This is a genomic window from Stenotrophomonas sp. Steno-Z2, from assembly GCF_056393235.1.
Window position 1 is genome coordinate 42,848 of the sequence record NZ_JBWJOY010000012.1, and the last position, 24,330, is coordinate 67,177.

21 protein-coding genes are annotated in these 24,330 nt (G+C 70.8%); 4 read left to right on the top strand and 17 right to left on the bottom strand.

Annotated elements, in window-relative coordinates; all coding sequences use genetic code 11:
- Positions 1-46 precede the first annotated feature (46 nt).
- Positions 47-733: a hypothetical protein gene (locus tag AC06FP_RS16370; protein WP_478076285.1), complete on the top strand. Its 687-nt coding sequence runs from the start codon at positions 47-49 to the stop codon at positions 731-733.
- Between the two features lie 83 nt (positions 734-816).
- Here the strand turns inward: AC06FP_RS16370 and AC06FP_RS16375 are convergent, their stop codons facing one another.
- The gene (locus AC06FP_RS16375) at positions 817-1,323 is read right to left on the bottom strand and encodes a GNAT family N-acetyltransferase (protein ID WP_478076267.1); all 507 of its coding nucleotides are present in this window, start codon (positions 1,321-1,323) and stop codon (positions 817-819) included.
- 176 nt (positions 1,324-1,499) lie between these two features.
- Between AC06FP_RS16375 and AC06FP_RS16380 the strand changes: the two genes are divergently transcribed.
- Positions 1,500-1,919: a DoxX family protein gene (locus AC06FP_RS16380; protein WP_478076268.1), complete on the top strand. Its 420-nt coding sequence runs from the start codon at positions 1,500-1,502 to the stop codon at positions 1,917-1,919.
- Positions 1,920-2,015: 96 nt separating this feature from the next.
- On the opposite strand, the gene hutU is transcribed toward AC06FP_RS16380, so the two are convergent.
- The 4 genes from hutU to hutI all read right to left on the bottom strand — a co-directional run bounded on the left by hutU (position 2,016) and on the right by hutI (position 7,618).
- Positions 2,016-3,686 carry a urocanate hydratase gene (gene hutU / locus AC06FP_RS16385; RefSeq protein ID WP_478076269.1) on the bottom strand — a complete coding sequence of 557 codons (1,671 nt, stop codon included), beginning with the start codon at positions 3,684-3,686 and terminating at the stop codon, positions 2,016-2,018.
- Complete coding sequence (gene hutG / locus AC06FP_RS16390; RefSeq protein ID WP_456116242.1) at positions 3,683-4,585, bottom strand: N-formylglutamate deformylase; 903 nt, start codon at positions 4,583-4,585, stop codon at positions 3,683-3,685. Before hutG ends, hutU begins: the two co-directional genes overlap by 4 nt.
- Before the next feature lie 167 nt (positions 4,586-4,752).
- On the bottom strand, positions 4,753-6,294 hold the full coding sequence (hutH, locus tag AC06FP_RS16395; RefSeq protein ID WP_478076270.1) for a histidine ammonia-lyase: 1,542 nt from the start codon (positions 6,292-6,294) through the stop codon (positions 4,753-4,755).
- 118 nt (positions 6,295-6,412) lie between these two features.
- On the bottom strand, positions 6,413-7,618 hold the full coding sequence (hutI, locus tag AC06FP_RS16400; protein ID WP_478076271.1) for an imidazolonepropionase: 1,206 nt from the start codon (positions 7,616-7,618) through the stop codon (positions 6,413-6,415).
- Positions 7,619-7,679: 61 nt separating this feature from the next.
- Between hutI and AC06FP_RS16405 the strand changes: the two genes are divergently transcribed.
- Positions 7,680-9,050, top strand: a complete 1,371-nt coding sequence (locus AC06FP_RS16405) for a formimidoylglutamate deiminase (RefSeq protein WP_478076272.1) — start codon at positions 7,680-7,682, stop codon at positions 9,048-9,050.
- 19 nt (positions 9,051-9,069) lie between these two features.
- The gene (gene hutC / locus AC06FP_RS16410; RefSeq protein ID WP_456116238.1) at positions 9,070-9,798 is read left to right on the top strand and encodes a histidine utilization repressor; all 729 of its coding nucleotides are present in this window, start codon (positions 9,070-9,072) and stop codon (positions 9,796-9,798) included.
- An 84-nt stretch (positions 9,799-9,882) separates the two neighbouring features.
- On the opposite strand, the gene AC06FP_RS16415 is transcribed toward hutC, so the two are convergent.
- The 12 genes from AC06FP_RS16415 to AC06FP_RS16470 form a co-directional block, all read right to left on the bottom strand.
- A complete protein-coding gene (locus AC06FP_RS16415) occupies positions 9,883-10,956 on the bottom strand; it encodes a restriction endonuclease (protein ID WP_478076273.1) in 1,074 nt (357 codons plus the stop codon).
- Positions 10,957-11,040: 84 nt separating this feature from the next.
- Positions 11,041-11,829, bottom strand: a complete 789-nt coding sequence (locus AC06FP_RS16420) for a YggS family pyridoxal phosphate-dependent enzyme (RefSeq protein ID WP_478076274.1) — start codon at positions 11,827-11,829, stop codon at positions 11,041-11,043.
- Positions 11,830-11,902: 73 nt separating this feature from the next.
- Positions 11,903-14,359 carry a sensor domain-containing protein gene (locus AC06FP_RS16425; protein WP_478076275.1) on the bottom strand — a complete coding sequence of 819 codons (2,457 nt, stop codon included), beginning with the start codon at positions 14,357-14,359 and terminating at the stop codon, positions 11,903-11,905.
- A gap of 57 nt (positions 14,360-14,416) precedes the next feature.
- Positions 14,417-15,499 carry a protein-glutamate methylesterase/protein-glutamine glutaminase gene (locus AC06FP_RS16430; RefSeq protein ID WP_478076276.1) on the bottom strand — a complete coding sequence of 361 codons (1,083 nt, stop codon included), beginning with the start codon at positions 15,497-15,499 and terminating at the stop codon, positions 14,417-14,419.
- Entirely contained in the window at positions 15,496-16,092 is a 597-nt protein-coding gene (gene cheD / locus AC06FP_RS16435; RefSeq protein ID WP_456116233.1) for a chemoreceptor glutamine deamidase CheD, read from the bottom strand. The genes AC06FP_RS16430 and cheD overlap by 4 nt, the downstream gene beginning before the upstream one ends.
- Complete coding sequence (locus tag AC06FP_RS16440) at positions 16,089-16,934, bottom strand: CheR family methyltransferase (protein WP_456116232.1); 846 nt, start codon at positions 16,932-16,934, stop codon at positions 16,089-16,091. Before AC06FP_RS16440 ends, cheD begins: the two co-directional genes overlap by 4 nt.
- A 10-nt stretch (positions 16,935-16,944) precedes the next feature.
- Positions 16,945-19,095, bottom strand: coding sequence for a methyl-accepting chemotaxis protein (locus tag AC06FP_RS16445; RefSeq protein WP_478076277.1), 2,151 nt, complete (start codon positions 19,093-19,095; stop codon positions 16,945-16,947).
- 191 nt (positions 19,096-19,286) lie between these two features.
- Positions 19,287-21,677 (bottom strand): methyl-accepting chemotaxis protein, encoded by a 2,391-nt coding sequence (locus AC06FP_RS16450; protein ID WP_478076278.1) that lies wholly within the window; start codon positions 21,675-21,677, stop codon positions 19,287-19,289.
- Positions 21,678-21,759: 82 nt separating this feature from the next.
- The gene (locus tag AC06FP_RS16455) at positions 21,760-22,140 is read right to left on the bottom strand and encodes a hypothetical protein (RefSeq protein ID WP_478076279.1); all 381 of its coding nucleotides are present in this window, start codon (positions 22,138-22,140) and stop codon (positions 21,760-21,762) included.
- A gap of 116 nt (positions 22,141-22,256) precedes the next feature.
- The gene (locus AC06FP_RS16460; protein WP_478076280.1) at positions 22,257-22,748 is read right to left on the bottom strand and encodes a chemotaxis protein CheW; all 492 of its coding nucleotides are present in this window, start codon (positions 22,746-22,748) and stop codon (positions 22,257-22,259) included.
- 86 nt (positions 22,749-22,834) lie between these two features.
- Positions 22,835-23,605, bottom strand: a complete 771-nt coding sequence (locus tag AC06FP_RS16465) for a flagellar regulator YcgR PilZN domain-containing protein (RefSeq protein WP_478076281.1) — start codon at positions 23,603-23,605, stop codon at positions 22,835-22,837.
- Positions 23,606-23,735: 130 nt separating this feature from the next.
- Positions 23,736-24,330, bottom strand: a 595-nt coding sequence (locus tag AC06FP_RS16470; RefSeq protein ID WP_478076282.1) for a methyl-accepting chemotaxis protein, incomplete at its 5' end; no start/stop codon positions are given.

Genomic DNA, 24,330 nt, shown 5'->3' on the forward strand with positions numbered 1-24,330 from the left:
CATCCGTACCTACCGATACCTTGCAGTCCGTGCCGTCCACGGTGCGCTGGCCGTGGCGCTGGCCTGCGCGGGCATTGGCACGGCCAGCGCCGAGGATGCCGCCACGCCGCCGCCGGCCGCTGTCGATGAACTCCCTCCGGGCCAGGCCGTGTCCGACACGGTGATCGAGCTGGCGGGCTGGGTTGTCGCAAGCAGGGACAGCGAAGGCTATCCGTTCGCGATCATGGACAAGGCCGCCGCGCAGATCCTGGTGTTCGGCGGCGACGGCCGGCTGCGCGGCGCGGCGCCGGCGCTGTTCGGTTCGGCGGTCGGCGACCACATCGCGCCCGGCATCGCCGGGCTCGCGCTGCGCGAGATTCCGGGGCGCGACCGCACGACGCCGGCCGGTCGTTTCGTGGGCGGTTTCGGTCCGTCGCTCGATGCCGGGCGCGTGCTGTGGGTGGACTACGATTCGGCGGTCTCCATCCATCCGACCGCCACCGGCGTTCCCGCCGAGAGGCGCCCCGAACGCCTTGCTTCGCCGTCGCCCGATGACAACCGCGTCACTCATGGCTGCATCAACGTATCGCCCGGGTTCTACAAGCAGGTCGTCAGCCAGACGTTCGAGCGCGGCGGGGTCTTCTACGTCCTGCCGGACAACGCCTCGCTGGCCGAGACCTTCCCGGAGTTCGCGCAGAGCCGCACGGCGGCGAAGGGCGGCGGTGGAAAAGGCGCCGGACGCGCCCGGCACTGAGTGTTCTGGTGCATCCCGGCCCGCGAGGCCGTGCCGGGGAAGGCCGTTCCCGCCTGCGCAGGGCCGGCGATGAGCCGGACGCTTCAGGCCGTGGCGTCGAACGCAGCGTGATAGCTGACGTCGGCCGCAGGTACGCCCCCGGCCAGCGGCAGCGCCTGGAAATACTCCGGCGGCACCCCGGGCAGCACCAGTTGCCGGCATGCCCGGAACCCGAAGCGCGCGTAGTAGCCCGGGTCGCCCAGCAGCACGCAGCCGGCGCTGCCCATCGTTTCCAGCCGCCCGATGGCTGCAGCCATCAGCGCCGAGCCGATGCCGTGGCCCTGTCGGTCCGGACGCACCGAGATCGGGCCCAGCCCGTACCAGCCGCGATCGCCGGAAGACAGCGTCACCGGCGATACCGCGACATGGCCGACGAGTTCGTCGCCTTCCAGCGCCACCAGCGAAATGCTCAGCTGCCCGGCTTCGCGCAGCGCGGCGACGATGAACTGTTCGGTGTGGCTGGTGTGCGGTGCGCTGGCGAATGCCGCCTCGGTGAGGCGGGCGATGGCGTCGATGTCCGTGGGGCGCTCATCGCGGATGCTTGGATTCATGGCTGTTCCCGTGGTCGATGGTATTGCGAAGCAGTGGCCCGGTGGCGGATCAGCGGCATGCGCAGGCCGGGCAGGGCGTCTGCATAGCACATCGCCGCCGCGCCGTGGCGGGCCCGGCGCTCACGCCACGCTTACGGGGGCGGTCGTCAGATACGGAAAAACACGGGGATACGGCGATGCTGGACGGATGGGTGGAACGCAACCGCGATGGGCTGATCCTGCTGGGGCGGATCCTGTTGATGGTGCTGTTCGTGGTATCGGGCTGGGGCAAGCTGAGCGATTTCCAGGGCACGGTCGGCTACATGGCCTCGCTGCACGCGCCGCTGCCGCAGGTGGCGGCCGGCGTGGCGGTGTGCATGGAGTTCCTGGTCGGCATCGCCCTGCTGCTGGGCATCCAGGTGCGGCTGCTGGCGCTGCTGTTCGTCCTGTTCGTGCTTGGCACCGGGGTGCTCGGCCATGCGTTCTGGGGCATGGAGGGCGCCGAGCGCGCCATGAACATGACCCAGTTCCTCAAGAACCTGTCCATCGCCGGCGGGCTGTTGCTGCTGGCGGTGACCGGCGGCGGGCGTTACGCGGTGGCCGCACGCAGGCAGTGACGTGGAAACGACATGGCCTTCCACGAGGGAAGGCCATGCCGATGTGACGCGATGGCGCTCTCCACGCCTGGAGGAAGCCAGGGGTTGTGTCGCGGATCAGCCCAGAATCCCCGGCAGGTCCAGTCCCTTTTCCTTCGCGCAGGCGATGGCGATGTCGTAGCCGGCGTCGGCGTGGCGCATGACGCCGGTGCCGGGGTCGTTCCACAGCACGCGGGCGATGCGCTGGTCGGCCGCTTCGCTGCCGTCGCAGACGATGACCACGCCGGAGTGCTGGCTGTAGCCCATGCCCACGCCGCCGCCGTGGTGCAGGCTCACCCAGGTGGCGCCACCGGCGACGTTGAGCATGGCGTTGAGCAGCGGCCAGTCGGACACGGCGTCGCTGCCGTCCTTCATCGCTTCGGTTTCGCGGTTGGGCGAGGCGACGCTGCCGGAGTCGAGGTGGTCGCGGCCGATCACCACCGGCGCCTTCAGCTCGCCGTTGCGCACCATCTCGTTGAAGGCCAGGCCGAGCTTGTGGCGCAGGCCCAGGCCGACCCAGCAGATGCGCGCCGGCAGGCCCTGGAAGCTGATGCGCTCGCGCGCCATGTCCAGCCAGCGGTGCAGGTGCGGGTCGTCGGCGATGATTTCCTTGACCTTGGCATCGGTGCGGTAGATGTCTTCCGGATCGCCGGACAGCGCCACCCAGCGGAACGGGCCGACGCCGCGGCAGAACAGCGGGCGCACGTAGGCGGGCACGAAGCCCGGGAAGTCGAAGGCGTTCTCCAGGCCTTCGTCGAAGGCCATCTGGCGGATGTTGTTGCCGTAGTCCACGGTGGGGATGCCCTGCGCGTGGAAGGCGAGCATGGCTTCCACGTGCACGCGCATGGCGGCCTTGGCGGCGTCGCGCACCTTCGACGGGTTGGCCTTCTGCTCGGCCAGCCACTGCTCCACCGTCCAGCCGATCGGCAGGTAGCCGTGCACCGGGTCGTGGGCGCTGGTCTGGTCGGTGACGCAGTCCGGACGCACGCCGCGGCGCACCAGCTCGGGCAGGATCTCGGCGGCGTTGCCGAGCAGGGCGATGGACCTGGCTTCGCCGGCGGCGGTGTACCTGGCGATGCGCGCCAGCGCGTCGTCGATGTCGGTGGCCTGTTCGTCCACGTAGCGGGTGCGCAGGCGGAAGTCGATGCTGCTCTGGCGGCATTCGATGGTCAGGCTGCTGGCGCCGGCCAGCGAGGCGGCCAGCGGCTGCGCGCCGCCCATGCCGCCGAGGCCGGCGGTGAGGATCCACCTGCCGGCCAGGCTGCCACCGTAGTGCTGGCGGCCCATCTCGACGAAGGTCTCGTAGGTGCCCTGCACGATGCCCTGCGAGCCGATGTAGATCCACGAGCCGGCCGTCATCTGGCCGTACATCATCAGGCCCTTTTTATCGAGCTCGTTGAAGTGCTCCCAGTTGGCCCAGTGGGGCACCAGGTTGGAGTTGGCGATCAGCACGCGCGGCGCGTCGGGGTGGGTGGGGAATACGCCGACCGGCTTGCCGGACTGCACCAGCAGGGTCTGGTTGTCGTCCAGGCGCCTGAGCGTTTCCAGGATTTTGTCGTAGCTCTCCCAGTCGCGCGCGGCGCGGCCGATGCCGCCGTAGACCACCAGCGAGGCGGGGTCTTCGGCCACTTCGGCGTCGAGGTTGTTCTGCAGCATGCGGAACGGCGCCTCGGTCTGCCAGGACTTGCAGTTGAGGGTGTCGCCGCGCGGTGCGCGCGGGCTGCGGGATGGATCGTGGCGGGTGTTCATGTGTCTGCTCCTGGTGAAGAGTCCGCACATGGATGTGCGGGCTTTTGCGAGGGAATCGCACGCATGGCAAAGTCCAGGCAGGCGCGCAGTACCTGTTGCAGGGTGTCGCGCACCGGGGCGGCGTGGATGGGGTCGTAGGGCGTGGGCCAGCTGTGCTCGTCCACGTCGGCGGGAGCGGGCTCGTGCATGTAGCCGCGGCAGCCCAGTTCCATCTGCAGGGTGTGCACGCCGCCGGGGATGTCGCTGTAGTGGCGGGTGATCCAGCCGCCCTTGAAGCGGCCGTTGCGCACATGGCCAAGACCGCTCAGCGCGCACAGGTTCTCGACCACGTCGGTCAGCGCGTTGTCGCAGGAGGTATCCGGCTCGCCGGTCGGGCCGGCGCTGCCGATGTTGAACTGTGGCAGTTCGCCGTCGAACAGGTGCGGGATGCGCGAACGGATCGAGTGCGCGTCGTAGACCACCACGGTCGGGTGGCGCTGGCGCAGGCGCGCGATCTGCGCGGCGAGCGCGGCGTGGTAGGGCGCGAAGTAGGTGTCGCGGCGGCGCGCGATCTCCGCGTCGTCCGGTTCGTGGCCGGCGCGGTACAGCGGCTGGTTGTCGAAGGTGGTGGTCGGACACAGGCCGGTGGTGTTCTGGCCCGGGTACAGCGAGGCCCCGGACGGGTCGCGGTTGACGTCGATCACCGAGCGCGAGACCGCGGTGCGCACGGTGGTGGCGCCCAGCTCGCGGGCGAAGGCATACAGCTCGTGCACCCACCAGTCGGCATCGCGCCGCGCCAGCCACGGCGAGACGAAATGGCCGGCAAGCTCGTCGGGCAGCTCGGTGCCGGTATGCGGGAAGCTGACGATCAGCGGGGCGTCGCCTTGGTGGATCTGCAGCCAGTCGGGATGTGAGTTCATCGCGTGCCTTGGTTGTTGGCAGGAGGAAGCTGTTGCCTTCTCCCCGCGGGAGAAGGTGGCGCGAAGCGCCGGATGAGGGGCGGGCGGAGCCGGCGGTGTCTGAACCATCGGGACTTCGTTCGCCCCTCACCCCAACCCCTCTCCCGATGGGAGAGGGGCTCAGGCACTTACTGCATCGTCTCTACCTGCGGCAGCACGCCCTCCAGCCCCGCGGCCAGCGCACCGGCGCGCACCAGGTCGGTGGCGGCCACCATGTCCGGGTGGAAGTAGCGGTCGTCCTGCAGGGTGGGCACCTGCGCGCGCACGGTGGCGCGCACCCGCTCCAGCGCGGCGCTGGAGCGCAGCGGGGCGTGGAAATCGCAGCCCTGCGCGGCGGCCAGCAGTTCGATGCCGACCACGTTGGCGGCGTTCTCCGCCATCGCCAGCAGGCGGCGCGCGCCATGCGCGGCCATCGACACGTGGTCTTCCTGGTTGGCCGAGGTCGGGATGGAATCGACGCTGGCCGGGTAGGCGCGCTGCTTGTTCTCCGACACCAGCGCCGCGGCGGTGACCTGCGGGATCATGAAGCCGGAGTTCAGGCCGGGCTTCGGGGTCAGGAAGGCGGGCAGGCCCGACAGCGCCGGGTCGACCAGCATGGCGATGCGGCGCTCGCTGATCGAGCCGATCTCGCATACCGCCATCGCCAGCATGTCGGCGGCGAAGGCCACCGGCTCGGCGTGGAAGTTGCCGCCGCTCAGCGCCTCGCCGGTGTCGGTGAACACCAGCGGGTTGTCGGACACGCCGTTGGCCTCGATTTCCAGGGTGGTCGCCGCCTGGCGGATGACGTCGAAGGCCGCGCCCATCACCTGCGGCTGGCAGCGCAGGCAGTACGGGTCCTGCACGCGCACGTCGTTGTCGCGGTGCGATTCGCGGATCGCCGAGCCGGCCATCAGCGTGCGCAGCGCGGCGGCGGTGGCGATCTGCCCGCGCTGGCCGCGGATGTGGTGGATGCGCGGGTCGAACGGCGTGTCCGAGCCCTTGGCCGCTTCCACCGACAGCGCGCCGGTGACCAGCGCGGCCTGGAACACGGTCTCGATCTCGAACAGCCCGGCCAGCGCATAGGCGGTGGAGTACTGGGTGCCGTTGAGCAGGGCCAGGCCTTCCTTGGCGCCGAGCGTCAGCGCGGTCTGGCCGATGCGTGCCAGCGCATCGGCGGCCGGCATGCGCACGCCGTCGACGAAGGCTTCGCCGACCCCGATCATCACCGAGGCCAGGTGCGACAGCGGCGCCAGGTCGCCGGAAGCGCCGACCGAGCCCTGGCACGGCACCACCGGCACGAAATCGTGCTGCAGGAACGCCTCCAGCAGCGCCAGCGTCTGCGGGCGGATGCCGGAAGCGCCCTGCGCCAGGCTGGTGAGCTTGAGCGCCATCATCAGCCGCACCACGCTGGCCGGCATCGGCTCGCCGACGCCGGCGGCGTGCGAGAGCACGATATTGCGCTGCAGGGTTTCCAGGTCCTCGCGCTCGATGCGCACGCTGGCCAGCTTGCCGAAGCCGGTGTTGATGCCGTACACCGGCTCGCCTTTGGCGACGATGGCTTCCACCACCTGCGCGCTGCGCTGCACGGCGGCCTGCGCCGAGGCGTCCAGGCGCACGCGGGCGCCGCGGTAGACCTGGCGCCACTGGGCCAGCGGTACGTGGCCGGGACGAAGCACGAGCGGGGAATTCATCGGGTTACTCCAGGTTCTCAAGGATGGGGGCGGGGCGTGCCCCGCACGGGTGTGGGATTGCGCGGACGCGGGGCCGCGCCGCGTGGGGTCCGCCGGAAGGCATGGTCCGGGCGGGCCGCTACGGTGTCTGTCCGCGGAACACGCGCGCGTGCAGCGGGTTGAAGCCCATGCGGTAGACCAGGTCGGCCGGGGCCTCGATGTCCCAGACCGCCAGGTCGCAGTCCAGGCCCGCGGCGAGCCGGCCGATGCGCTCGAAGCGGCCGAGCGCGCGCGCCGCTTCGCGGGTGAAGCCGGCGATGCATTCGTCCACGGTCATGCGGAACAGGGTCGCGCCCATGTTCATCGCCAGCAGCGGGCTGGTCAGCGGCGAGGTGCCGGGGTTGCTGTCGGTGGCCAGCGCCAGCGGCACGCCGGCCTCGCGCAGTTGCTGGATCGGCGGCACGGTGGTGTCGCGGGTGAAGTAGAACGCCGCCGGCAGCAGCACGGCGACGGTGCCGGCCGCGCGCATCGCGGCGATGCCGGCCTCGTCCAGGTGTTCGATGTGGTCGGCCGACAGCGCGCCATGCCGCGCCGCCAGTTCGGCGCCGTGCTGGTTGCTGAGCTGTTCGGCGTGAATCTTCACCGCCAGCCCGTGGCGGTGCGCGGCCTCGAATACCTGCGCGGCCTGCGCGCGCGAGAAGGCGATGTTCTCGCAGAACACGTCCACCGCCTCGGCCAGGCCTTCGGCGGCGATGGCCGGGATCATGACCTGGCAGACTTCGTCGATGTACTCCTGCGCCTGGCGGCCCGGCGGCACCGCATGCGCGCCGAGGAAGGTGGGGACCACGTCGACACGGCGCAGCTGTTGCAGCTGCCGGGCGACGCGCAGCTGCTTGCGCTCGTCGTCCAGCGCCAGCCCGTAGCCGGACTTGATCTCGATGGTGGTGACGCCTTCGGCCAGCATCGCGTCCAGGCGGGGCAGGGTGGCGGCGACCAGCGCGGCGTCGTCGGCATCGCGGGTGGCGCGCACCGTGGCGACGATGCCGCCGCCGGCGCGGGCGATGTCGGCGTAGCTCACGCCCTGCAGGCGCTGCTCGAATTCGTTGGCGCGGTTGCCGGCGTAGACCAGGTGGGTGTGGCAGTCGACCAAGCCGGGGCCGATCCAGCGGCCGCCGCAGTCGATGCGCCGGGCGGCGTCGAAGGCCGGCGCGGTGGCGGCGGGGCCGACGTGCACGATGCGCCCGTCGTGGGCGGCGAGCACGCCGTCGCGCACGATGCCAAGACCGCCGGATGCATCATCGAGCGTCATCAGATGGGCGTTGTGCCAGACCGTATCGCAGTGCATGAGCACCCTTCCGCGTTTATTTGTATATACAATAATCACCACCCACGGAGAGTGTCCAGTGATGGCGAACGAGGTTTCCAGTCCGGTCCGTTTCCACGCCGCGCACGCCCTGCTGCCGCAGGGCTGGGCGCAGGCGGTGAGCATCGAGTGCGCGCAGGGCCGCATCGTGTCGGTGACCGCCGATGCGCCGGCCGCCCCCGGCGCGCAGCCGCTGGGCGTGGTGGTGCCGGGGCTGGGCAACCTGCACAGCCACGCCTTCCAGCGCGCCATGGCCGGCCTGACCGAGGTGGGCGGGCGCTCGGGCGACAGCTTCTGGAGCTGGCGCGAGCTGATGTACCGCTTCCTGGACCGGCTGACCCCGGACGATTTCCAGGCGGTGGCCGAACAGGCCTACATGGAGATGCTGGAATCGGGCTTCACCCGCGTAGGCGAGTTCCACTACCTGCACCATGCGCCGGACGGCGGGCGCTACGCCGACCACGCCGAGATGGCCGGCCGCGTCGCCGCGGCGGCCGCCGGCACCGGGCTGGGCCTGACCCTGCTGCCGGTGTTCTACGCGCACAGCGATTTCGGCGGCGCCGCGCCGCTGCCGGCGCAGCGCCGCTTCCTGCACGACGTCGACGGCTTCGCCGCGCTGCTGGAGGGCTGCCGGCAGGCGCTGCGCGACACCCCGGATGCGGTGCTGGGGCTGGCGCCGCACAGCCTGCGTGCGTGCACGCCGCAGGAACTGCAGGCATTGCCGGCGCTGGTGGACGGGCCGGTCCACATCCATATCGCCGAACAGGTGCGCGAGGTCGAGGCCTGCCTGGCCTGGAGCGGGCAGCGCCCGGTGCAGTGGCTGCTGGGCAACATGCCGGTGGACGAACGCTGGTGCCTGGTGCATGCCACCCATCTGCAGGATGAGGAAGTCCGCGGCATCGCCGGCCGCCGTGCCGTGGCCGGGCTGTGCCCGGTCACCGAGGCCAACCTGGGCGACGGCCTGTTCCCGATGCGCGAATTCGTGGGCCACGGCGGGCGTTTCGGCGTCGGCTCCGATTCCAACGTGCTGATCGACGCCGCCGAGGAGCTGCGCCTGCTCGAATACGGCCAGCGGCTTGCGCTGCGCGGGCGCAACGTGATTTCGCCGGGTGAATTGTCCAGCGGCCGCTGGCTGTACCAGCAGGCGCAGGACGGCGCCGCGCAGGCGCTGGGCGTGGCGGCCGGGCTGGCCGCCGGCGCGCCGGCCGACCTGGTCGAGCTGGACACCGCGCATCCGGCGCTGCTGGGCCGCGCGGGCGACGCGCTGCTGGACAGCTGGGTGTTCGCCGCGCGCGGCGGCGCGGTGCGCTCGGTATGGCGCAATGGCCGCCAGTGGGTCCGCGACGGCCGCCACGTGCGCCGCGACGCGGTGGCCGCGCGCTATCGGGCCGCGTTGCAGCGGATACTGGGCTGAGCCAAGACAGGACGAGCGAGTGAAGAACAGGAAGGCGCCCAGCCTCAACCAGCGCATCCGCGGCGACATCGAAAGCCGCATCCTCAGCGGCGAGTGGGCACCGGGCTTCCGCATTCCCTACGAGCACGAGCTGATGGCGCAGTACGGCTGCTCGCGCATGACGGTGAACAAGGTGCTCACCGCGCTGGCCGAGAGCGGCATGATCGAGCGCCGCCGCCGCGCCGGTTCGTTCGTCGCGCGGCAGCCGCCGCACCTGGAGCAGGTGGCGCTGGAGATTCCCGACATCGCGCTGGCGGTGAACGAGCGTGGCCACCGCTACGGGTTCCAGCTGCTGGAACGGCAGCAGCGCCGCGCCGACGCCGCGGTGCCCGAGGAAGTGCGGCTGGTGGGCGAGGGCGAACTGCTGGCGATGCGCTGCCTGCACCTGGCCGACGGCCGGCCGCTGGCGCTGGAGCGGCGCCTGATCAACCCCGGGGCCGTGCCGGAAACGCTGACGGTGGATTTCTCCACCCATGCGCCCGGCAGCTGGCTGCTGCAGAACGTGTCGTGGACGCGCGGCCAGCACCGCATCAGCGCGGTGGCCGCCAGCGCCGCCGAGGCCGCGCTGCTGGACGTGCCGGTGGGCACCGCCTGCCTGGTCATCGACCGCCAGACCTGGCGTGGCGAAACGCCGATCACCTGGGTGCGGCAGAAATTCCTGGGCGATGCCTACGACCTGATCGCGCGCTTCGCGCCGGGCGGGCGCTGACCGGCCGCCGTTGCAGGGGCGGGGCTGGCCCCGCATGCGGATTTCCCGGTACCGCCGGTGCGGGGCGGGCCCGGCGCCGGCGGGTCAGAACGTGCGGCACTGCCGCCAGCGCACCGGTTCGCCGGTGCCGGGGCGCGGGTTGAGCTGGATGCGCACGGTGCGCAGCGCCGGGTAGTGCTCGACCTCGCGGCAGATCAGCGGCCACACCGCGTCGTCGTCGCCGCTGCGTTCCACCGACAGGGTGGAGCGGGTCAGCCAGATGCCGCTGATGACGCCGGGCGTGGCGGCCAGTTTCCTGGAAACCGCCTGCTGGTAACGCAGCAGGGTTTCCGGATCGGGGTCTGCCTGCAGGTCGTCCGTGTCGGTCCTGGCGGAGGCAGGCGTGGACTGCGGCGCGGTGGCGGCCACGACAGGAGCGGCCGCCTCGTTCTTCGCCGACGCCGACGCCGATGCCGACGCCGGGGGCGCGGTGGGCGCGGCGGTCGCCGGTGCGCGCCGTGCGGCGGCCGCTGGCGCCGGTGCCGCCACGGGCGCGCTCGCCGGCGCGGAAAGGTTCCCGTCCACCTGCGTGGTCATGTAGCCCAGCCCGGCCAGCAGGCCCACCGCCACCGCGCCGAGCGCGGCGATGCCGGTCTGCCGCACCGCTTCGCGGCGGGCGATGCCTTCCACCATGGTGCGCATGTCCCCGGGCACGCAGGGCGCCAGCACCTGCCACAGCACGCGGCCGTCCAGCACTTCGATGGATTCCTTTTCCGCGGCGGCCAGGCCGTCGCGTTCGACCCGCCCCTCGGTGATGAGGATGCCGCCGGTCGCGCCGGTCAGGCGCAGGGCGGCGCCCAGTTCGGTGATCGCCGGGGCGCCGATCCGGTAGGCGCGGCCGTGCTTGCACGACAGCAGCCAGCGCTGGCCGTCGCGCTCCATCAGGAAGTCGCTGCTGGTGCCGCGGTCGCTGTTGTCCTCGCCGGACAGGTCGCGCAGGCCGCGCTGTTCGCCCATCGCGCGCCGCACGATCTGCGAGAACTCGCGCCAGCGCATGCCCGCCAGCGCGGCCAGGCCATGCTGCGTCTCGGTCTTCCGGCGCCTGACCATCCACAGCCAGGCGGAGGCCAGGCCCCAGACGAACAGTGCGAGCAGCAGGGCCAGGATCCAGGAAAACATCGTTGCGTCCGGTGAGGGGGCGGGAAGGCAGGCGCGCAGTTTATAGCGCTTCCGGCGTGGCCGAAGCGTGCCGGTGGCATGCGTTCAGCCGGTGCCGTCCGGCCAGTAGTGGCTGTCCGGAACCGCGCGCGCGCCGAAGATGGCCTGGCCGACGCGCACCACGGTGGCGCCTTCCTCGATGGCGATCTCGAAATCGCCGGACATGCCCATCGACAGCTCGTCCAGGCCGATGCCGTCCGGTGCCTCCTGGCGCAGCCGGTCGCGCAGCCCGCGCAGGCGCACGAAGCAGGCGCGCACGCGCTCGGCGTCGTCGGAGAACAGCGCCAGGGTCATCAGCCCGCGTACGCGCAGGGCCGGGAACCGCGGCAGCTCGCGGACGAAGGCCGGCACCTCGGCCGGCGCCAGGCCGTACTTGCTGTCCTCTCCGGAGGTGTTGACCTGCACGAACACGTCGAGCGTGCGGCCTTCCAGCTGCAGGCGGCGGTCCAGGGTTTCGGCCAGGCGCAGGCTGTCCAGCGCCTGGAACTCGCTGGCGAAACGCGCCACCAGCTTGGCCTTGTTGGTCTGCAGGTGGCCGATCACCGACCAGCGCAGGTCGGCCAGGTCCTGCATCGCCTCCCACTTGTGGTGCGCTTCCTGCACCTTGTTCTCGCCGAGGAAGCGGCAGCCGGCGGCGTAGGCCTGGCGGATGCGCGCCTCGTCGATGGTCTTGCTGACCGGCAGCAGGCGCACGCTGGCCGCATCGCGCCCGGCGCGGCGGCAGGCGGCGGCGATGCGCGCCCGGACCACCTCGAGGTTGTGCCGGAAGTCGTCGACGGTCTCGGCGCGGGGGTAGCGGCCGTGCTGGTCGTGGCGGGTGGGGGTGTCCGTCATGGGGGCGTTCCTTGGGCAGCGGTGGTGCGGCTGCATTATCGGCCGTCCGGCCACGTCGGTGGGGCAGGGCGGCCTATGACGCGCCGGCCTGTCCGCCCAGCCATCGTTCGAAGGCTTCGGCCGACAGGGCGGGCGCGAACAGGTAGCCCTGCAGCACCGGCGAACCGTTGTCGGTCAGGAACCGGCGCTGGGCCTCGGTTTCCACGCCCTCGGCGACCACGTGCTTGCCCAGGCTCTCGCCGATGCGCAGCACCGACAGGATCAGCGCGCCGGCGGTCGGGTCGTGGCCGATCCCGCTGATGAAGCTGCGGTCCAGTTTCATCTCGCTGATCGGCAGGCGGTGCAGGTGGCTGAGGCTGGAATAGCCGGTGCCGAAATCGTCCAGCGACAGCTGCACGCCCAGCGCGTGCAGGGCGCGCAGGTTGGCCGGCACCTGCGGCTGTTCGGAGAGCATCACGCCCTCGGTGATCTCCAGCACCAGCGCGCCGGGCGCCAACTGGTGGCGTTCCAGCAGGCCGCGTACCTCGTCGACCAGGCTGGGCAGTTCGAAGGCGCTGGCCGACAGGTTCACCGCGATGCGCGGTATGTCCAGGCCGCGGTCGCGCCAGTGCGCGTGCTGGCGGCAGGCTTCCTCCAGCACCCAGCGGCTCAGTTCGGCCATCAGCCCGCATTCCTCGGCCAGCGGCACGAAGCGCGCCGGCGCAATGTCGCCCAGGTGCGGGTGGCGCCAGCGCAGCAGCGCTTCCACGCCGTACAGGCCGCTGCCGTCGCCGTGCACCTGCGGCTGGTAGTGCAGGCGCAGGCCGCCGTGGCGCAGCGATTCGCGCAGCGTGGCCTCCAGCAGCAGGCGCTCCTGCGCCAGCCGGTTCATGTCGGCGCTGAAGAAGCGGAAGCGCCCGCCGCCCTCGTCCTTGGCCCGGCGCATGGCCAGGTCGGCGTGGCGCAGCAGGGTGTCCAGCGCGCGGCCATCGTCCGGGTACATCGCCACGCCGATGCTGGCGCTGGCGTGCAGGGTCATGCTGCCGACCACGGTGGGGGCGGCGATCATCGCCAGCAGCGCCTCGCACAGCGTGGCGACCTGGTGCTGCGCGCAGTGCGGGACCAGCACGGTGAACTCGTCGGCGACCTGGCGGGCGATCACCGCCTCGGCGCCGGCGATGTCGTGCAGGCGCCGCGCCAGGTCGCGCAGCAGGCCGTCGCCGGCCGCGTGGCCCTGGCTTTCGTTGATGCGCTTGAAGCGGTCCAGGGTGAGGTACAGCAGCGCCATCGGCGTGCCGTGCTGCTCGGCCTGCAGCAGGGGCTGTTCGCTCAGCGCGTTGAACATCAGCCGGTTGGGCAGGCCGGTGAGCACGTCGTAGAACGCCAGGCGGTGCATGCGCGAGCGCGCCTGCTCGCGCTCCAGCGCCAGCGCGCACAGGTGCAGGCACAGCTCGGCCAGGCGCCGGTGCCAGGCGGTGGGCGGACCCGGGCGGTGGCAGTGGAAGGACAGCGTGCCCAGCACCTGGCCGGCGGTGGAGCGGATCGGGTTGGACCAGCATGCGCGCAGGCCCTGCGCCAGCAGCCCCGCGCGGTGGCTGTCCAGCATCGGATCGCGGGCGATGTCTTCCACTTCCACCGCGCGCCCGCGGCGCAGCGCCTGCAGGCAGGCCGGGTGGTCCCAGGCGGTGGTCCCGCCGGCCGGCATCAGCGCGGCGGGCGCGGCGAGCACGGACAGGCGCCCGTCGGCCTCGCCACGGGTCACCGCCACGCGCAGGTCGGGGGCGACGCGCTCGATTTCCTCGCGTACCAGGGCCATGGTCGTGGCCAGCGGCTGCTCGCGCGCCAGCGCGTCCAGCACCTTGCCGTTGAGCACCTCGTGGGTCTTGGATTCGGTGATGTCGGTGAACACGTTGACCAGGGTGTGCGGCGCACCGGCCAGCGGCGTGGCGACCACCGACAGCCACAGCGGGCTGCCGTCCCTGCGGTAGCCGAGCACGTGGTCGCGGTGGGCGCGGCCGGCGCGGTGCTGGTCGCCCAGCCGGTCCAGCGTCGCCACGTCGGTATGCGGGCCACGGATCAGCTCGCGCGGCTGCCGGCCCAGCGCTTGGTCCGGCGCATGGCCGAGCATGCGCACGAAACCGGTGTTGACGTAGCGGATGCGCGCCTGGCTGTCGCACAGGAAGATGGCGTTGTCGCTGCTGTCCAGCGCCTGCGACAGCAGGCCGATGTATTCCGGTTCGCGGGCGTGCCCGGCGGCCGGGCGCAGCGTGGCCAGGCGCGGGAAAGCGCCATGGCCGGTGCTCAGCCAGAGGTCGCCGCGGCGGCCGGGCCGCGCATCGGCGGCCAGCAGCAGCGGGGCCGGTTGCGCTTCAAGCCAGCGTGCGTGCTCGTCGGTGGTCAGCAGCTCCGGCAGGGCGGTCGCGGCATCGTCCAGGCCGAGCAGTTCGCAGGCCCTGCGGTTGCAGAACGGGAGGCGTCCGTCCTGGTCGATGAGCAGCAGGCCATCGGCCGCCTCCTGCAGGCTCTGGCGCAGCGCCGTGTCATCGGCCATGGCGGCCGCCGCCGGTGTCGATGCCGGTGTTCCGGCCGGCGCGGCGCCCGACATCGGCTAGCCCTGCTGCGCCCAGGCCAGCAGGCGCGCGGCGACCTGGTCCAGCGGCACCACCTCGTCGGCGGCGCCGAGCTTGAACGCCGCGCCGGGCATGCCCCAGACCACGCTGCTGGCCTCGTCCTGCACCAGGGTGCGGGCACCGGCCTGTTTCATCTCCAGCAGGCCGCGCGCGCCGTCGTCGCCCATGCCGGTGAGGATGGCGCCGATGGCGTTGGCGCCGGCGTTCTGCGCGACCGAGCGGAACAGCACGTCCACCGCCGGCTTGTGCAGGTTCACCGGCGGGGTGTCGTCGATGCGGCAGCGCCAGCGCGCGCCGTCGCGGATGATGCGCAGGTGGCGGCCGCCGACCGGCAGGTAGGCATGGCCCGGCAGGATCGCCTCGCCATCGCTGGCCTCGCGCACCGACATGGCCGAGTGGCGGTCCAGGCGTTCGGCGAAGGCGCTGCTGAAACTGGCCGGCAGGTGCTGGGTGAGCACGATGGCCGGCGCGTCGGCCGGCATCATTTCCAGCACCACGCGCAGCGCCTCGGTGCCGCCGGCCGAGGAACCGATGGCGATCAGGCGGTCGGTGGTGCGGAACTTCAGCGAGGACGCCGGGGCCGGTGCCGCCGATGGCGCGATCGTATCCAGCGTGCGCTTTGCCTGCGACGGCACCGCCAGCGCGCGCACCCGCGAGCGCGCGGCCGTCTTGACCTTGGCGCAGATTTCGGCGGCGTAGTTTTCCAGGCCGCGCGCCACGTCGAGTCTGGGCTTGGCGACGAAATCCACCGCGCCCAGCGCCAGCGCCTGCAGGGTGGTGTCGGCGCCGCGCTCGGTGAGCGAGGACACCATCACCACCGGCAACGGATGCAGCCGCATCAGGTTCTCCAGGAAGGCCAGCCCGTCCATGCGCGGCATTTCCACGTCCAGGGTCAGCACGTCCGGGTTCAGGCGCTTGATCTTCTCGCGCGCGATCAGCGGATCGGAGGCGGTGCCGACCACCTCGATGCCGGGGTCGCGCGCCAGCAGGTCGGTGAGGATCTGCCGGACCAGCGCCGAATCGTCCACGACCAGGACGCGGCAGGGCGCCTGCGGGCTCATTCGAACAACTCCACGCCACCGGTGACCGGGGCCCTGGACAGGCGGGCGCGCACCGCCGATTCGGCGGCGGCGACCTCGGCTTCGTGCGCGTGCGGCAGGCGCTGCACGACCACGCGGCCGGTCTGCGGGAAGAACCAGACCTTGCGCGGGTGGATGCCGAGCAGGTCCTCGGCGATCACCGGGATGTGCTCGGCGCGCAGGTACTGGCGCACGAACTCGGCGTTGCGGGTGCCGACCGGGTTGCTGGTGAAGCCCTTGAGCACGTTGGCGCCGCCGAACACCTTGGCCTCCAGGCGCTTGCGGTGGGCGCCGCGCTTGAGCAGGTCGTTGATCAGCAACTCCATCGCATAGCTGCCGTAGCGCGCGGGCGCGCCGTCGCCGACGTTGCCGTCGGGCAGCAGGAAGTGGTTCATGCCACCGACCTTGAGCACCGGGTCGCGGATGCAGGCGGCCACGCAGGAACCCAGGGTGGTGGTCAGGGCGGTGTCGTCGTCCACCACCAGGTACTGGGTGGGCAGCAGCTTGGCGGCGATGGTCTGGAAGCGCGCATCGCGGTAGCGCATCACATCGTCGGCGGGAGCGGCCATGTTCATGCCCCCGCCCCGGGCGCGCGCCGGTACAGGGTGCGCCCGCATGGCTGGATCAGGTCGGCCGCGTGCAGGTAGTTCTCCGAATGGCCGGTGTAGAGCAGGCCGTCGTCGCCCATGTGCTGCACCAGCCGCGACAGGATGCCGCGCTGGGTGGGTTTGTCGAAATAGATCATCACGTTGCGGCAGAACAGGGCGTCGTAGGGGCCGCCGACGTCGTAGCGCGGCGCCAGCAGGTTGAGCTGGCGGAACTCGATCAGCCTGCGCAGCGCCGGCAGCACGCGGCACTTGCCCTCGTTGGGGCCGGTGCCGCGCTGGAAGTAACGGCGCTTGAGCGACGCATCCAGGCCGGCGATGCGCTCGACCGGGTACACGCCCTGCGCGCCGGTGGCCAGCACCTGGGTATCGACGTCGGTGGCCAGGATGCGCACCGGCGGGGTGAGGCTGTTGAAGGTCTCGCAGGCGGTGATCGCCAGCGAGTAGGGTTCCTCGCCGGTGGACGCCGCGCACGACCAGATCTGCAGCGGCGCGCGGTGGGCGCGCGCCTGCAGTTCCTCGCGCAGCTTCTCGAAGTGGTGCGGTTCGCGGAAGAACGAGGTCAGGTTGGTGGTCAGGGCGTTGGTGAACGCCTGCCATTCGTCGCCGCCGTTGCGCTCTAGCCGGTCCAGGTAGTCCTCGAACGACTGCAGGCCGAGCGCGCGCAGCCGGCGCGACAGGCGCCCGTAGACCATGTCGCGCTTGGCCGGCGCCAGCGCGATGCCGGCGCGCTTGTGGATCAGTTCGCAGACGCGGCGGAAATCGCGGTCGTTGAACTCGAAGTCGCGGGAGGCGGGAGCGGGCAGGGACACCGTGCGGACCTCAGCTGGCCAGGGCCAGAGTGCGGGGAGCGGCGGCGGGGGCCTGCAGGCGGAACACCGACACGGCATCGTTCAGCACCACGGCCTGTTCCTCCATGGCGCGTGCGGCGGCGGTGGCTTCCTCCACCAGGGCGGCGTTCTGCTGGGTGGTTTCGTCCATCTGGGTGACGGTCTGGTTGACCTGTTCGATGCCGGCGCTCTGTTCCTGCGAGGCGGCGGAGATCTCGGCCATGATGTCGGTCACGCGCTGCACCGAGGTGACGATCTCGCCCATGGTGCTGCCAGCCTGGTGCACCAGCGTCGAGCCTTCGGCCACCTTGCCGACCGAGTCCTCGATCAGCCCCTTGATCTCCTTGGCGGCGCCGGCCGAACGCTGCGCCAGCGTGCGCACCTCCGAGGCGACCACGGCGAAGCCGCGGCCCTGTTCGCCGGCACGCGCCGCTTCCACCGCGGCGTTGAGCGCCAGGATGTTGGTCTGGAAGGCGATGCCGTCGATGACGCTGATGATGTCGGCGATCCTGCGCGAGGCCGCTTCGATGTCGGCCATGGTGGTGACCACCTGGCCGACCACCTGGCCGCCCTGCGAGGCGACGCCGGCCGCGCCCTGGGCCAGCTGGTTGGCCTGGCGCGCATGCTCGGCGTTCTGGCGCACGGTGGAGGTCAGTTCCTCCATCGAGGCGGCGGTTTCTTCCAGGTTGGCCGCCTGCTGCTCGGTGCGGCGCGACAGGTCGTTGTTGCCGGTGGCGATCTCCGAGGCGGCCAGGTTGATGCTGGAAGCGGCCTGCTGGATGCGGCCGACGATCGAGGTCAGCTGCGCCACGGTGGCGTTGGCATCGTCGCGCATCCGCGCGAACACGCCCTGGAAGTCGCCGTGCATGCGCGCGGTGAGGTCGCCGCGGGCGATGGCCTGCAGCAGGCTGGAGGTCTCGGCCAGGCTGTGGTCGGTGGCCTCCATCATCGCGTTGAGGTTGTGCACCATCTGCCGGAAGTCGTGCTGGAAGCGGTCCTCGTCGCCGCGCTGGCTGAAGTCGCCGGCGGCCGCGGCGCCGCTCAGGCGGCGGATTTCGCTGCTGATCGCGGTGAGGTTGCGCTTGATCATCGCCATGGTTTCGGTGATCTCGGCCTTCTCGCCGGGCAGCTGCGGCATGTCGCGGGCCAGGTCGCCCACGGCATAGCGCTGCGCCAGTTCGATCACCTGCATCTTTACGCCGATATGGTTGCCTACCAGCTGGTTGGTGCCGGCGACCATCACCCCGTAGTCGCCGGGGAAGGCATCGTGGTCCATGCGGTAGCTGATGATGCCGGCGTCATGCTGGCGTTCCATCTCGCGCTGGGCGGCGATCACCGCCTGCAGCTGGGTCTGCATGCGCTGCATGCTGCCCAGCAGCTGGCCGGCCTCGTCGCGCGAGGTCTGGGCGATGGCGTTGTCCAGGCGGCCGCCAGCGATGGCGTCGGCGACGGCGGTGGCCTTGCGCAGCGGCAGTACGATGCGGCTGCCGATCACCCAGCTCAGGGCCAGCACCAGCAGCACCAGCACGCCGCCGGCCAGGGTCATGATGCCGGTGAAGCGCAGCGCCTGGCCCTGCACGTCGTCCATGTAGACGCCGGTGGAGATCACCCAGTTCCAGGGCTTGTACATCCCGGCATAGGCGAGCTTGGGCACGGGGTTCTTCTGCCCGGGCTTGGCCCATTCGTAGCCGACGTAGCCGCCGCCGTTCTTCGCCGCCTCGACCTGGTCGTGGTACAGGCGCACGCCGTCCTCGCTGCGGAAATCCTTCATGTCCTTGCCGACCAGGTCCTTGCGGAACGGGTGCATCAGCACGACGTAGTCGGTGCTGTAGACGTTGAAGTAACTGGAGTCGCCCTTGGCGCGCATGGTTTCCAGCGCGGCGATGGCCTCGGCCTGGGCGCGCTCCAGCGGCAGGGTGCCGTCGGCGACGCGCTGGACGTAGTGGTCCAGCACGCCATAGGTCAGTTCGACATCGCTCTGCAGCGAGACCTTGCGGGTCTCGTAGAGGTCGAGGTACTGCATGCGCGCGGCGACCACCGCCAGCGTGACCACGCCGATGGCGATGATGATCGTGAGCAGGTTGAGCTTGCCACGCACGGAAATGTTGGAGAAGAAACGCGACCAGGTACGGAAGATGTTCATGCGCGAGGGATGAGTGGGGGGAATGGCCGCCGCGACGTGGGACACGGAGGCGGGACTTCACGTGTGGATATCGGCCGGGCCCTGCGCAAGTTGAGCCGGCGGCCTGCCGCGGGCGCCGATGGGCGTGGGCCCGCGCGACGGATGGCCCACAGCACAACCCCGGCATGAGCCGGGGTTGTGCGGGGAACGGATCAGAATTCCTGCCAGTCCGAATCGAGGGCTTCGGCGACGGCGGCGCGGGCCGGGGCGCGTGGCCTGGGTTCGGGGGTGTAGGCCGCCGCGGCCTGGGGTGCCGGCGGTGCGCTGGCGACCGCCACGGGCGCCGGCGCCACCTTGAGCGCGACCGCCGGGGCGTCGTGCTCGTCCAGGCGGAACAGGGCCACGGCTTCGGCCAGGTGCGCGGCCTGTTCTTCCATCGACCGCGCGGCGGCGGTGGCTTCCTCCACCAGCGCGGCGTTCTGCTGGGTGGTCTCGTCCATCTGGGTGACGGTCTGGTTGACCTGCTCGATGCCGGCGCTCTGTTCCTGCGAGGCGGCACTGATCTCGGCCATGATGTCGGTCACGCGCTGCACCGAGCTGACGATCTCGCCCATGGTGCTGCCGGCGCGGCGCACCAGCTGCGAACCCTCGCCGACCTTGCCGACCGAATCCTGGATCAGCTCCTTGATCTCCTTGGCGGCGCCGGCCGAACGCTGGGCGAGGGTACGCACTTCCGAGGCGACCACGGCGAAGCCGCGGCCCTGCTCGCCGGCACGCGCGGCTTCCACCGCGGCGTTGAGCGCCAGGATGTTGGTCTGGAAGGCGATGCCGTCGATGACGCTGATGATGTCGGCGATCTTCTTCGACGAAGCCTCGATGGCCGACATGGTGGTGACCACCTGGCCCACGACTTCACCGCCCTGCGAGGCCACGGTCGCCGCGCCCTGGGCCAGCTGGTTGGCCTGGCGGGCGTGCTCGGCGTTCTGGCGCACGGTGGAGGTCAATTCCTCCATGGAGGCGGCGGTTTCTTCCAGGTTGGCGGCCTGCTGCTCGGTGCGGCGCGACAGGTCGTTGTTGCCCGAGGCGATCTCGCCGGCGGCGGAGTTGATCGCGGCGGTGGACTGCTTGATGCGGCCGACGATGGCGGTCAGCTGTTCGGTGGTGGCATTGGCGTCGTCGCGCATTCTGGCGAACACGCCGCGGAAATCGCCCTGCATGCGCACGGTCAGGTCGCCCTGCGACAGCGCCGACAGCAGGCCGGAGATCTGTTCCAGACTGCTGGCGTTGGCGTCGAGCAGGCTGTTGAGCTGGCGCGCCAGTTCCAGGAAGAAGCCTTCCTTGCCTTCGGTACCGATACGGCCGCTCAGGTCGCCCGCGGCGGCGGCGTCGATCACCCGCGCGACCTCGCGTTCCACCATGGCCTCGGTGGTGCGGTCGCGCCATTCGACGACATGGCCGACCACGCTGCCGGCGTCGTCGCGGATGGCCGAGATGGTCTGCGCGAACTGGGCGTCGCCGTAGCGCATCTGGCGCGAGGCCACGCCATCGCGCTGCAGCGCGTCGAGCACGCTGTGATCCATCTCGCCGCGGAATTCCAGCGCGGTGACCGGCTGGCCGACCAGCGGGCGCGAGGCGTCGAAATGATCGAGCGCGGCGCTGATGTCGCCGGCATGGCGCTCCAGCGTGTGCGCCAACGCCCGGTTGGCATAGACGATCTGCAGTTCGGAGTTGGTCAGGTAGACGCCGGTGGAGGAGTAGTCCAGCGCGGTGCGGATGCGCAGGTTCTCGGCGGCCACCGCCTGGTCGCGTTCGATGCGCTCGCGCAGGTCGCGCTGCATGCGCTGCATGGCGCGCAGCAGTTCGCCGACTTCATCGGCGCGGCGGGTGTCGATGGTGCCGTCGAGCTTGCCGCCGGCGATCTCGTTGGCCACGTCCACGGCGCCACGCATCGAACCGACCAGCGAACGGGCGAACAGCCAGGCCAGCAGCAGGCCGGCGCCGGCGCCGACCAGTACGGTGATCACGGTGATGGTGGCCGAGGCCGAATAGGTTTCGGCGGCCTGGTCGCTGGCCGCCTGGGCCCGACTGTTCTCGTCGTCGGACAGCGCCTGCAGCGAGGCGGTGGCCTTGCGGTGCAGGTTGCGGGTCTCGCCGACGAAGGTGTCCACCGCGTCGTCGGGCAGGTCCAGTTCCAGCATCTCGGTCACCGAGTCGTAGGACTTCTTGGTGCTGTCCCAGTCGGCGACGAAGGCGTCGAACAGCTTGCGCTGCTCGGGCGTGTCGATGCGCTTGGCGTAAGCGGCCATGGTCTCATCGATCTGCGTGCGCAGCTCGCCGGCGCGCTTCTTCGCATCGGCCTTCACCTCGTCGCTGGCGCGGACCAGGCTCTGGTAGGACGCGTTGCGGTACTCGCTGACCATGCTGGACAGTTCGCCGGTGGTGCGCAGGCCGGTCATGCGCTTGTCGACGATCTCGTTGGTGACGCTGTCCAGCGAGTGCAGGCCGCGATAGGCCACGATGCCCTGGATCAGCATCACGAACAGGACGATGCCGAAGGTGAGCATCAGCTTCGGCATCAGGTTGAGGTTCTTGATCCACTGCATGGTTGCGCTGTCTCCTGCTGCATTCCCGGGCGTGGCCGCGGGACCGCGCCGGCAGGCGCCGGCGCGGCGACGACGGGATGGATTACTTGATGTTGGCCAGCTTCAGGTTGGAGGGCGTGGTGATCTCGATCTCCGCGCGCGAGGCGTCGCGCTGGATCTTGCCGATCGCGCACACGGTCTTGCCTTCCAGGGTCATCAGGTCGAAGCTGAAATTGCCGCGCGCCGAGCCCGGGATGCGCGCCGAGAAGGTGTGGCGCGGGAACGCGCCGCCCATGTGCAGGAAGGTGGGCTGGCCTTCGGAGCCTTCGGCGTAGCGGGCCTTCTCGACCTTGCCGCAGACCATGCCGTCCTTGCCGGCGAAGCGGGCGGCGTTTTCCGGCGGGATCATCTCGTCGGCGGCGGCGGCCAGGGACACGCTCGCCAGCAGGGCCGCGGACATCAGCGAAATGAGGGGCTTGGACATCGGTTTTCTCCGGAATGGGGTTCACCGGCAAACAGCCGGACATGCGTTCGGTATCGGCAGGCGCGGCCGATGATTGATGACGAACGCGTGAAAATGTGATGGACCTCTTGTTTTTCTCAGGCCGCGGCGTCTTCCGCCACCGGCGCCTGGCCCAGGTCGGCGGTATCGAGCAGGGTTTCGATGTCCAGCAGGATCAGCATGCGCTCGTCCTGGGTGCCGATGCCGGAGATGAAGCGGGTGTCCACGGCGGCGCCGAATTCGGGCTTGGGGCGGATCTGCTCGGCGCCGAGCGGAATCACGTCCGAGACGCTGTCCACCACGATGCCCACCACGCGGTCGTCCACGTTGAGCACGATCATCACGGTGAAGGCGTCGTAGCGGGCCTCGTCCAGGCGCAGTTTCAGGCGCAGGTCGATGACCGGCACGATGGTGCCGCGCAGGTTGATCACGCCCTTGATGTAGTCCGGTGCGTCGGGAACGCGGGTGACGGCGTCGTAACCGCGGATTTCCTGCACTTTGAGGATGTCCACCCCGTAGTGCTCGTTGCCGAGCGTGAAGCTGAGGTACTCGCCGCCGGAGGTGGCAGCGTGGGCGCTGGTGTCGTTCATCTGGGTTCCTGGTCCTGGCGGCATGCGGTGCGCAAATGCGTCACTTCGTGTATCGGCCGCGGCTGCCGGGACTTTAGGCGGGCCCTTCAGGCGCCGCCGTTCATGCGCGCCTTGCGTTCGCGGTCCACCCGGAAGATGTAACGCTGGATGGCGGCGTCGGCGCCGCGCGGCAGGTCCTCGAAGCGCAGGCCCACGCGCTGCTGCTCGACGCCGTTGGCCTGCCTGCGCACCAGCTGGCTGCAGACCACCAGGGTGACCGGGATGGCGGCGGCATCGGGCAGCTGCAGTTCGCAGCCGGCAACCCGCTGCTGCAGGCGCAGCAGGTTCAGGTCGGGCGGCAGCAGCACGGCGATGCCGCCGGCGCTGATGTCCACCACGCGCCAGCGCAGCGGGTCGCCGCCCTGCGGGTCGGGAAAGACGCACCAGGGCGAATCCCCGACCGGCGTTTCCAGCCGGTACAGTTCGCGGCGCTGCAGGTGGTAGACCTCTTCCGGGAAGGCGACGCGGAACGCGGTGCGGCCGTCCTCGAGCAGTACCTGCGGGTGCTCCAGGCGGAAGCGCACCATGACCTTGTCCACCTGCGCGAAACACAGCAGGTGCGTCGCCGCGCCGACGCTGCGGTTGACCGCCGGCAGCGGGCTGCCGTCGAGCAGCAGGGTGTCCTCGTCCAGCTCCAGCACCGCGCCGGGGTAGGACTGCTCGCGGCCCTCGGGATGCACCGCGATCGTGGCGCGCTGGTCGATCATCGCCTGCAGCAGCACGCGGATCTGCCGCGGGTTGCGGACCATGTACTTCTCGTCGGCATACAGGTTGCCGTCGAAGGGAAGGGCGGATTCCGTCGGTTCGCGCTCGGACATGGTCTCTGGAACAGGGAGGGCGGAGGCCTGCGGGCGTCAGCATGCCGGCAGGGCATGAAGAGGTATCGGCCCGGTTCCATGGCTCTTTAGCACCGGCGCTCCGGCGCCGGTGCGTACGCGCTTGCGCCGCTCAGAACTCCCGCCAGTCGCCGCCGTCGGCCGGCGGCATGGCCGCGGCGGGCGCCGGCGGCGGCACGACCTTGAGCACCGGCCGCGCGGTGGGCGCGGCGCGGGCCGTCGTGGTGCGGAACATCGCCACCGCCGTGGCCAGATCGTTGGCCTGGTCTTCCATCGTACGCGCGGCGGCGGTGGCTTCCTCCACCAGCGCGGCGTTCTGCTGGGTGGTCTCGTCCATCTGCACCACGGTCTGGTTGACCTGTTCGATGCCGGCGCTCTGTTCCTGCGAGGCGGCCGAAATCTCGGCCATGATGTCGGTCACGCGCTGCACCGAGGTCACGATCTCGCCCATGGTGGTGCCGGCCTGGTGCACCAGCTGCGAACCCTCGCCGACCTTGCCGACTGAATCCTGGATCAGCTCCTTGATCTCCTTGGCGGCGCCGGCCGAACGCTGGGCGAGGGTACGCACTTCCGAGGCGACCACGGCGAAGCCGCGGCCCTGTTCGCCGGCACGCGCCGCTTCCACCGCGGCGTTGAGCGCCAGGATGTTGGTCTGGAAGGCGATGCCGTCGATGACACTGATGATGTCGGCGATCTTCTTCGACGAG

Coding starts and splice junctions, on each gene's coding strand:
- cheD (WP_456116233.1), bottom strand. CDS start 16,092: ATGAACATGGCCGCTCCCGCCGACGATGTGATGCGCTACCGCGATGCG.
- AC06FP_RS16465 (WP_478076281.1), bottom strand. CDS start 23,605: ATGTCCGAGCGCGAACCGACGGAATCCGCCCTTCCCTTCGACGGCAAC.
- AC06FP_RS16450 (WP_478076278.1), bottom strand. CDS start 21,677: ATGCAGTGGATCAAGAACCTCAACCTGATGCCGAAGCTGATGCTCACC.
- AC06FP_RS16425 (WP_478076275.1), bottom strand. CDS start 14,359: ATGGCCGATGACACGGCGCTGCGCCAGAGCCTGCAGGAGGCGGCCGAT.
- AC06FP_RS16380 (WP_478076268.1), top strand. CDS start 1,500: ATGCTGGACGGATGGGTGGAACGCAACCGCGATGGGCTGATCCTGCTG.
- hutI (WP_478076271.1), bottom strand. CDS start 7,618: ATGCACTGCGATACGGTCTGGCACAACGCCCATCTGATGACGCTCGAT.
- AC06FP_RS16430 (WP_478076276.1), bottom strand. CDS start 15,499: ATGAGCCCGCAGGCGCCCTGCCGCGTCCTGGTCGTGGACGATTCGGCG.
- AC06FP_RS16445 (WP_478076277.1), bottom strand. CDS start 19,095: ATGAACATCTTCCGTACCTGGTCGCGTTTCTTCTCCAACATTTCCGTG.
- AC06FP_RS16375 (WP_478076267.1), bottom strand. CDS start 1,323: ATGAATCCAAGCATCCGCGATGAGCGCCCCACGGACATCGACGCCATC.
- hutG (WP_456116242.1), bottom strand. CDS start 4,585: ATGAACTCACATCCCGACTGGCTGCAGATCCACCAAGGCGACGCCCCG.
- AC06FP_RS16455 (WP_478076279.1), bottom strand. CDS start 22,140: ATGTCCAAGCCCCTCATTTCGCTGATGTCCGCGGCCCTGCTGGCGAGC.
- AC06FP_RS16405 (WP_478076272.1), top strand. CDS start 7,680: ATGGCGAACGAGGTTTCCAGTCCGGTCCGTTTCCACGCCGCGCACGCC.
- hutU (WP_478076269.1), bottom strand. CDS start 3,686: ATGAACACCCGCCACGATCCATCCCGCAGCCCGCGCGCACCGCGCGGC.
- AC06FP_RS16415 (WP_478076273.1), bottom strand. CDS start 10,956: ATGTTTTCCTGGATCCTGGCCCTGCTGCTCGCACTGTTCGTCTGGGGC.
- hutH (WP_478076270.1), bottom strand. CDS start 6,294: ATGAATTCCCCGCTCGTGCTTCGTCCCGGCCACGTACCGCTGGCCCAG.
- AC06FP_RS16460 (WP_478076280.1), bottom strand. CDS start 22,748: ATGAACGACACCAGCGCCCACGCTGCCACCTCCGGCGGCGAGTACCTC.
- AC06FP_RS16420 (WP_478076274.1), bottom strand. CDS start 11,829: ATGACGGACACCCCCACCCGCCACGACCAGCACGGCCGCTACCCCCGC.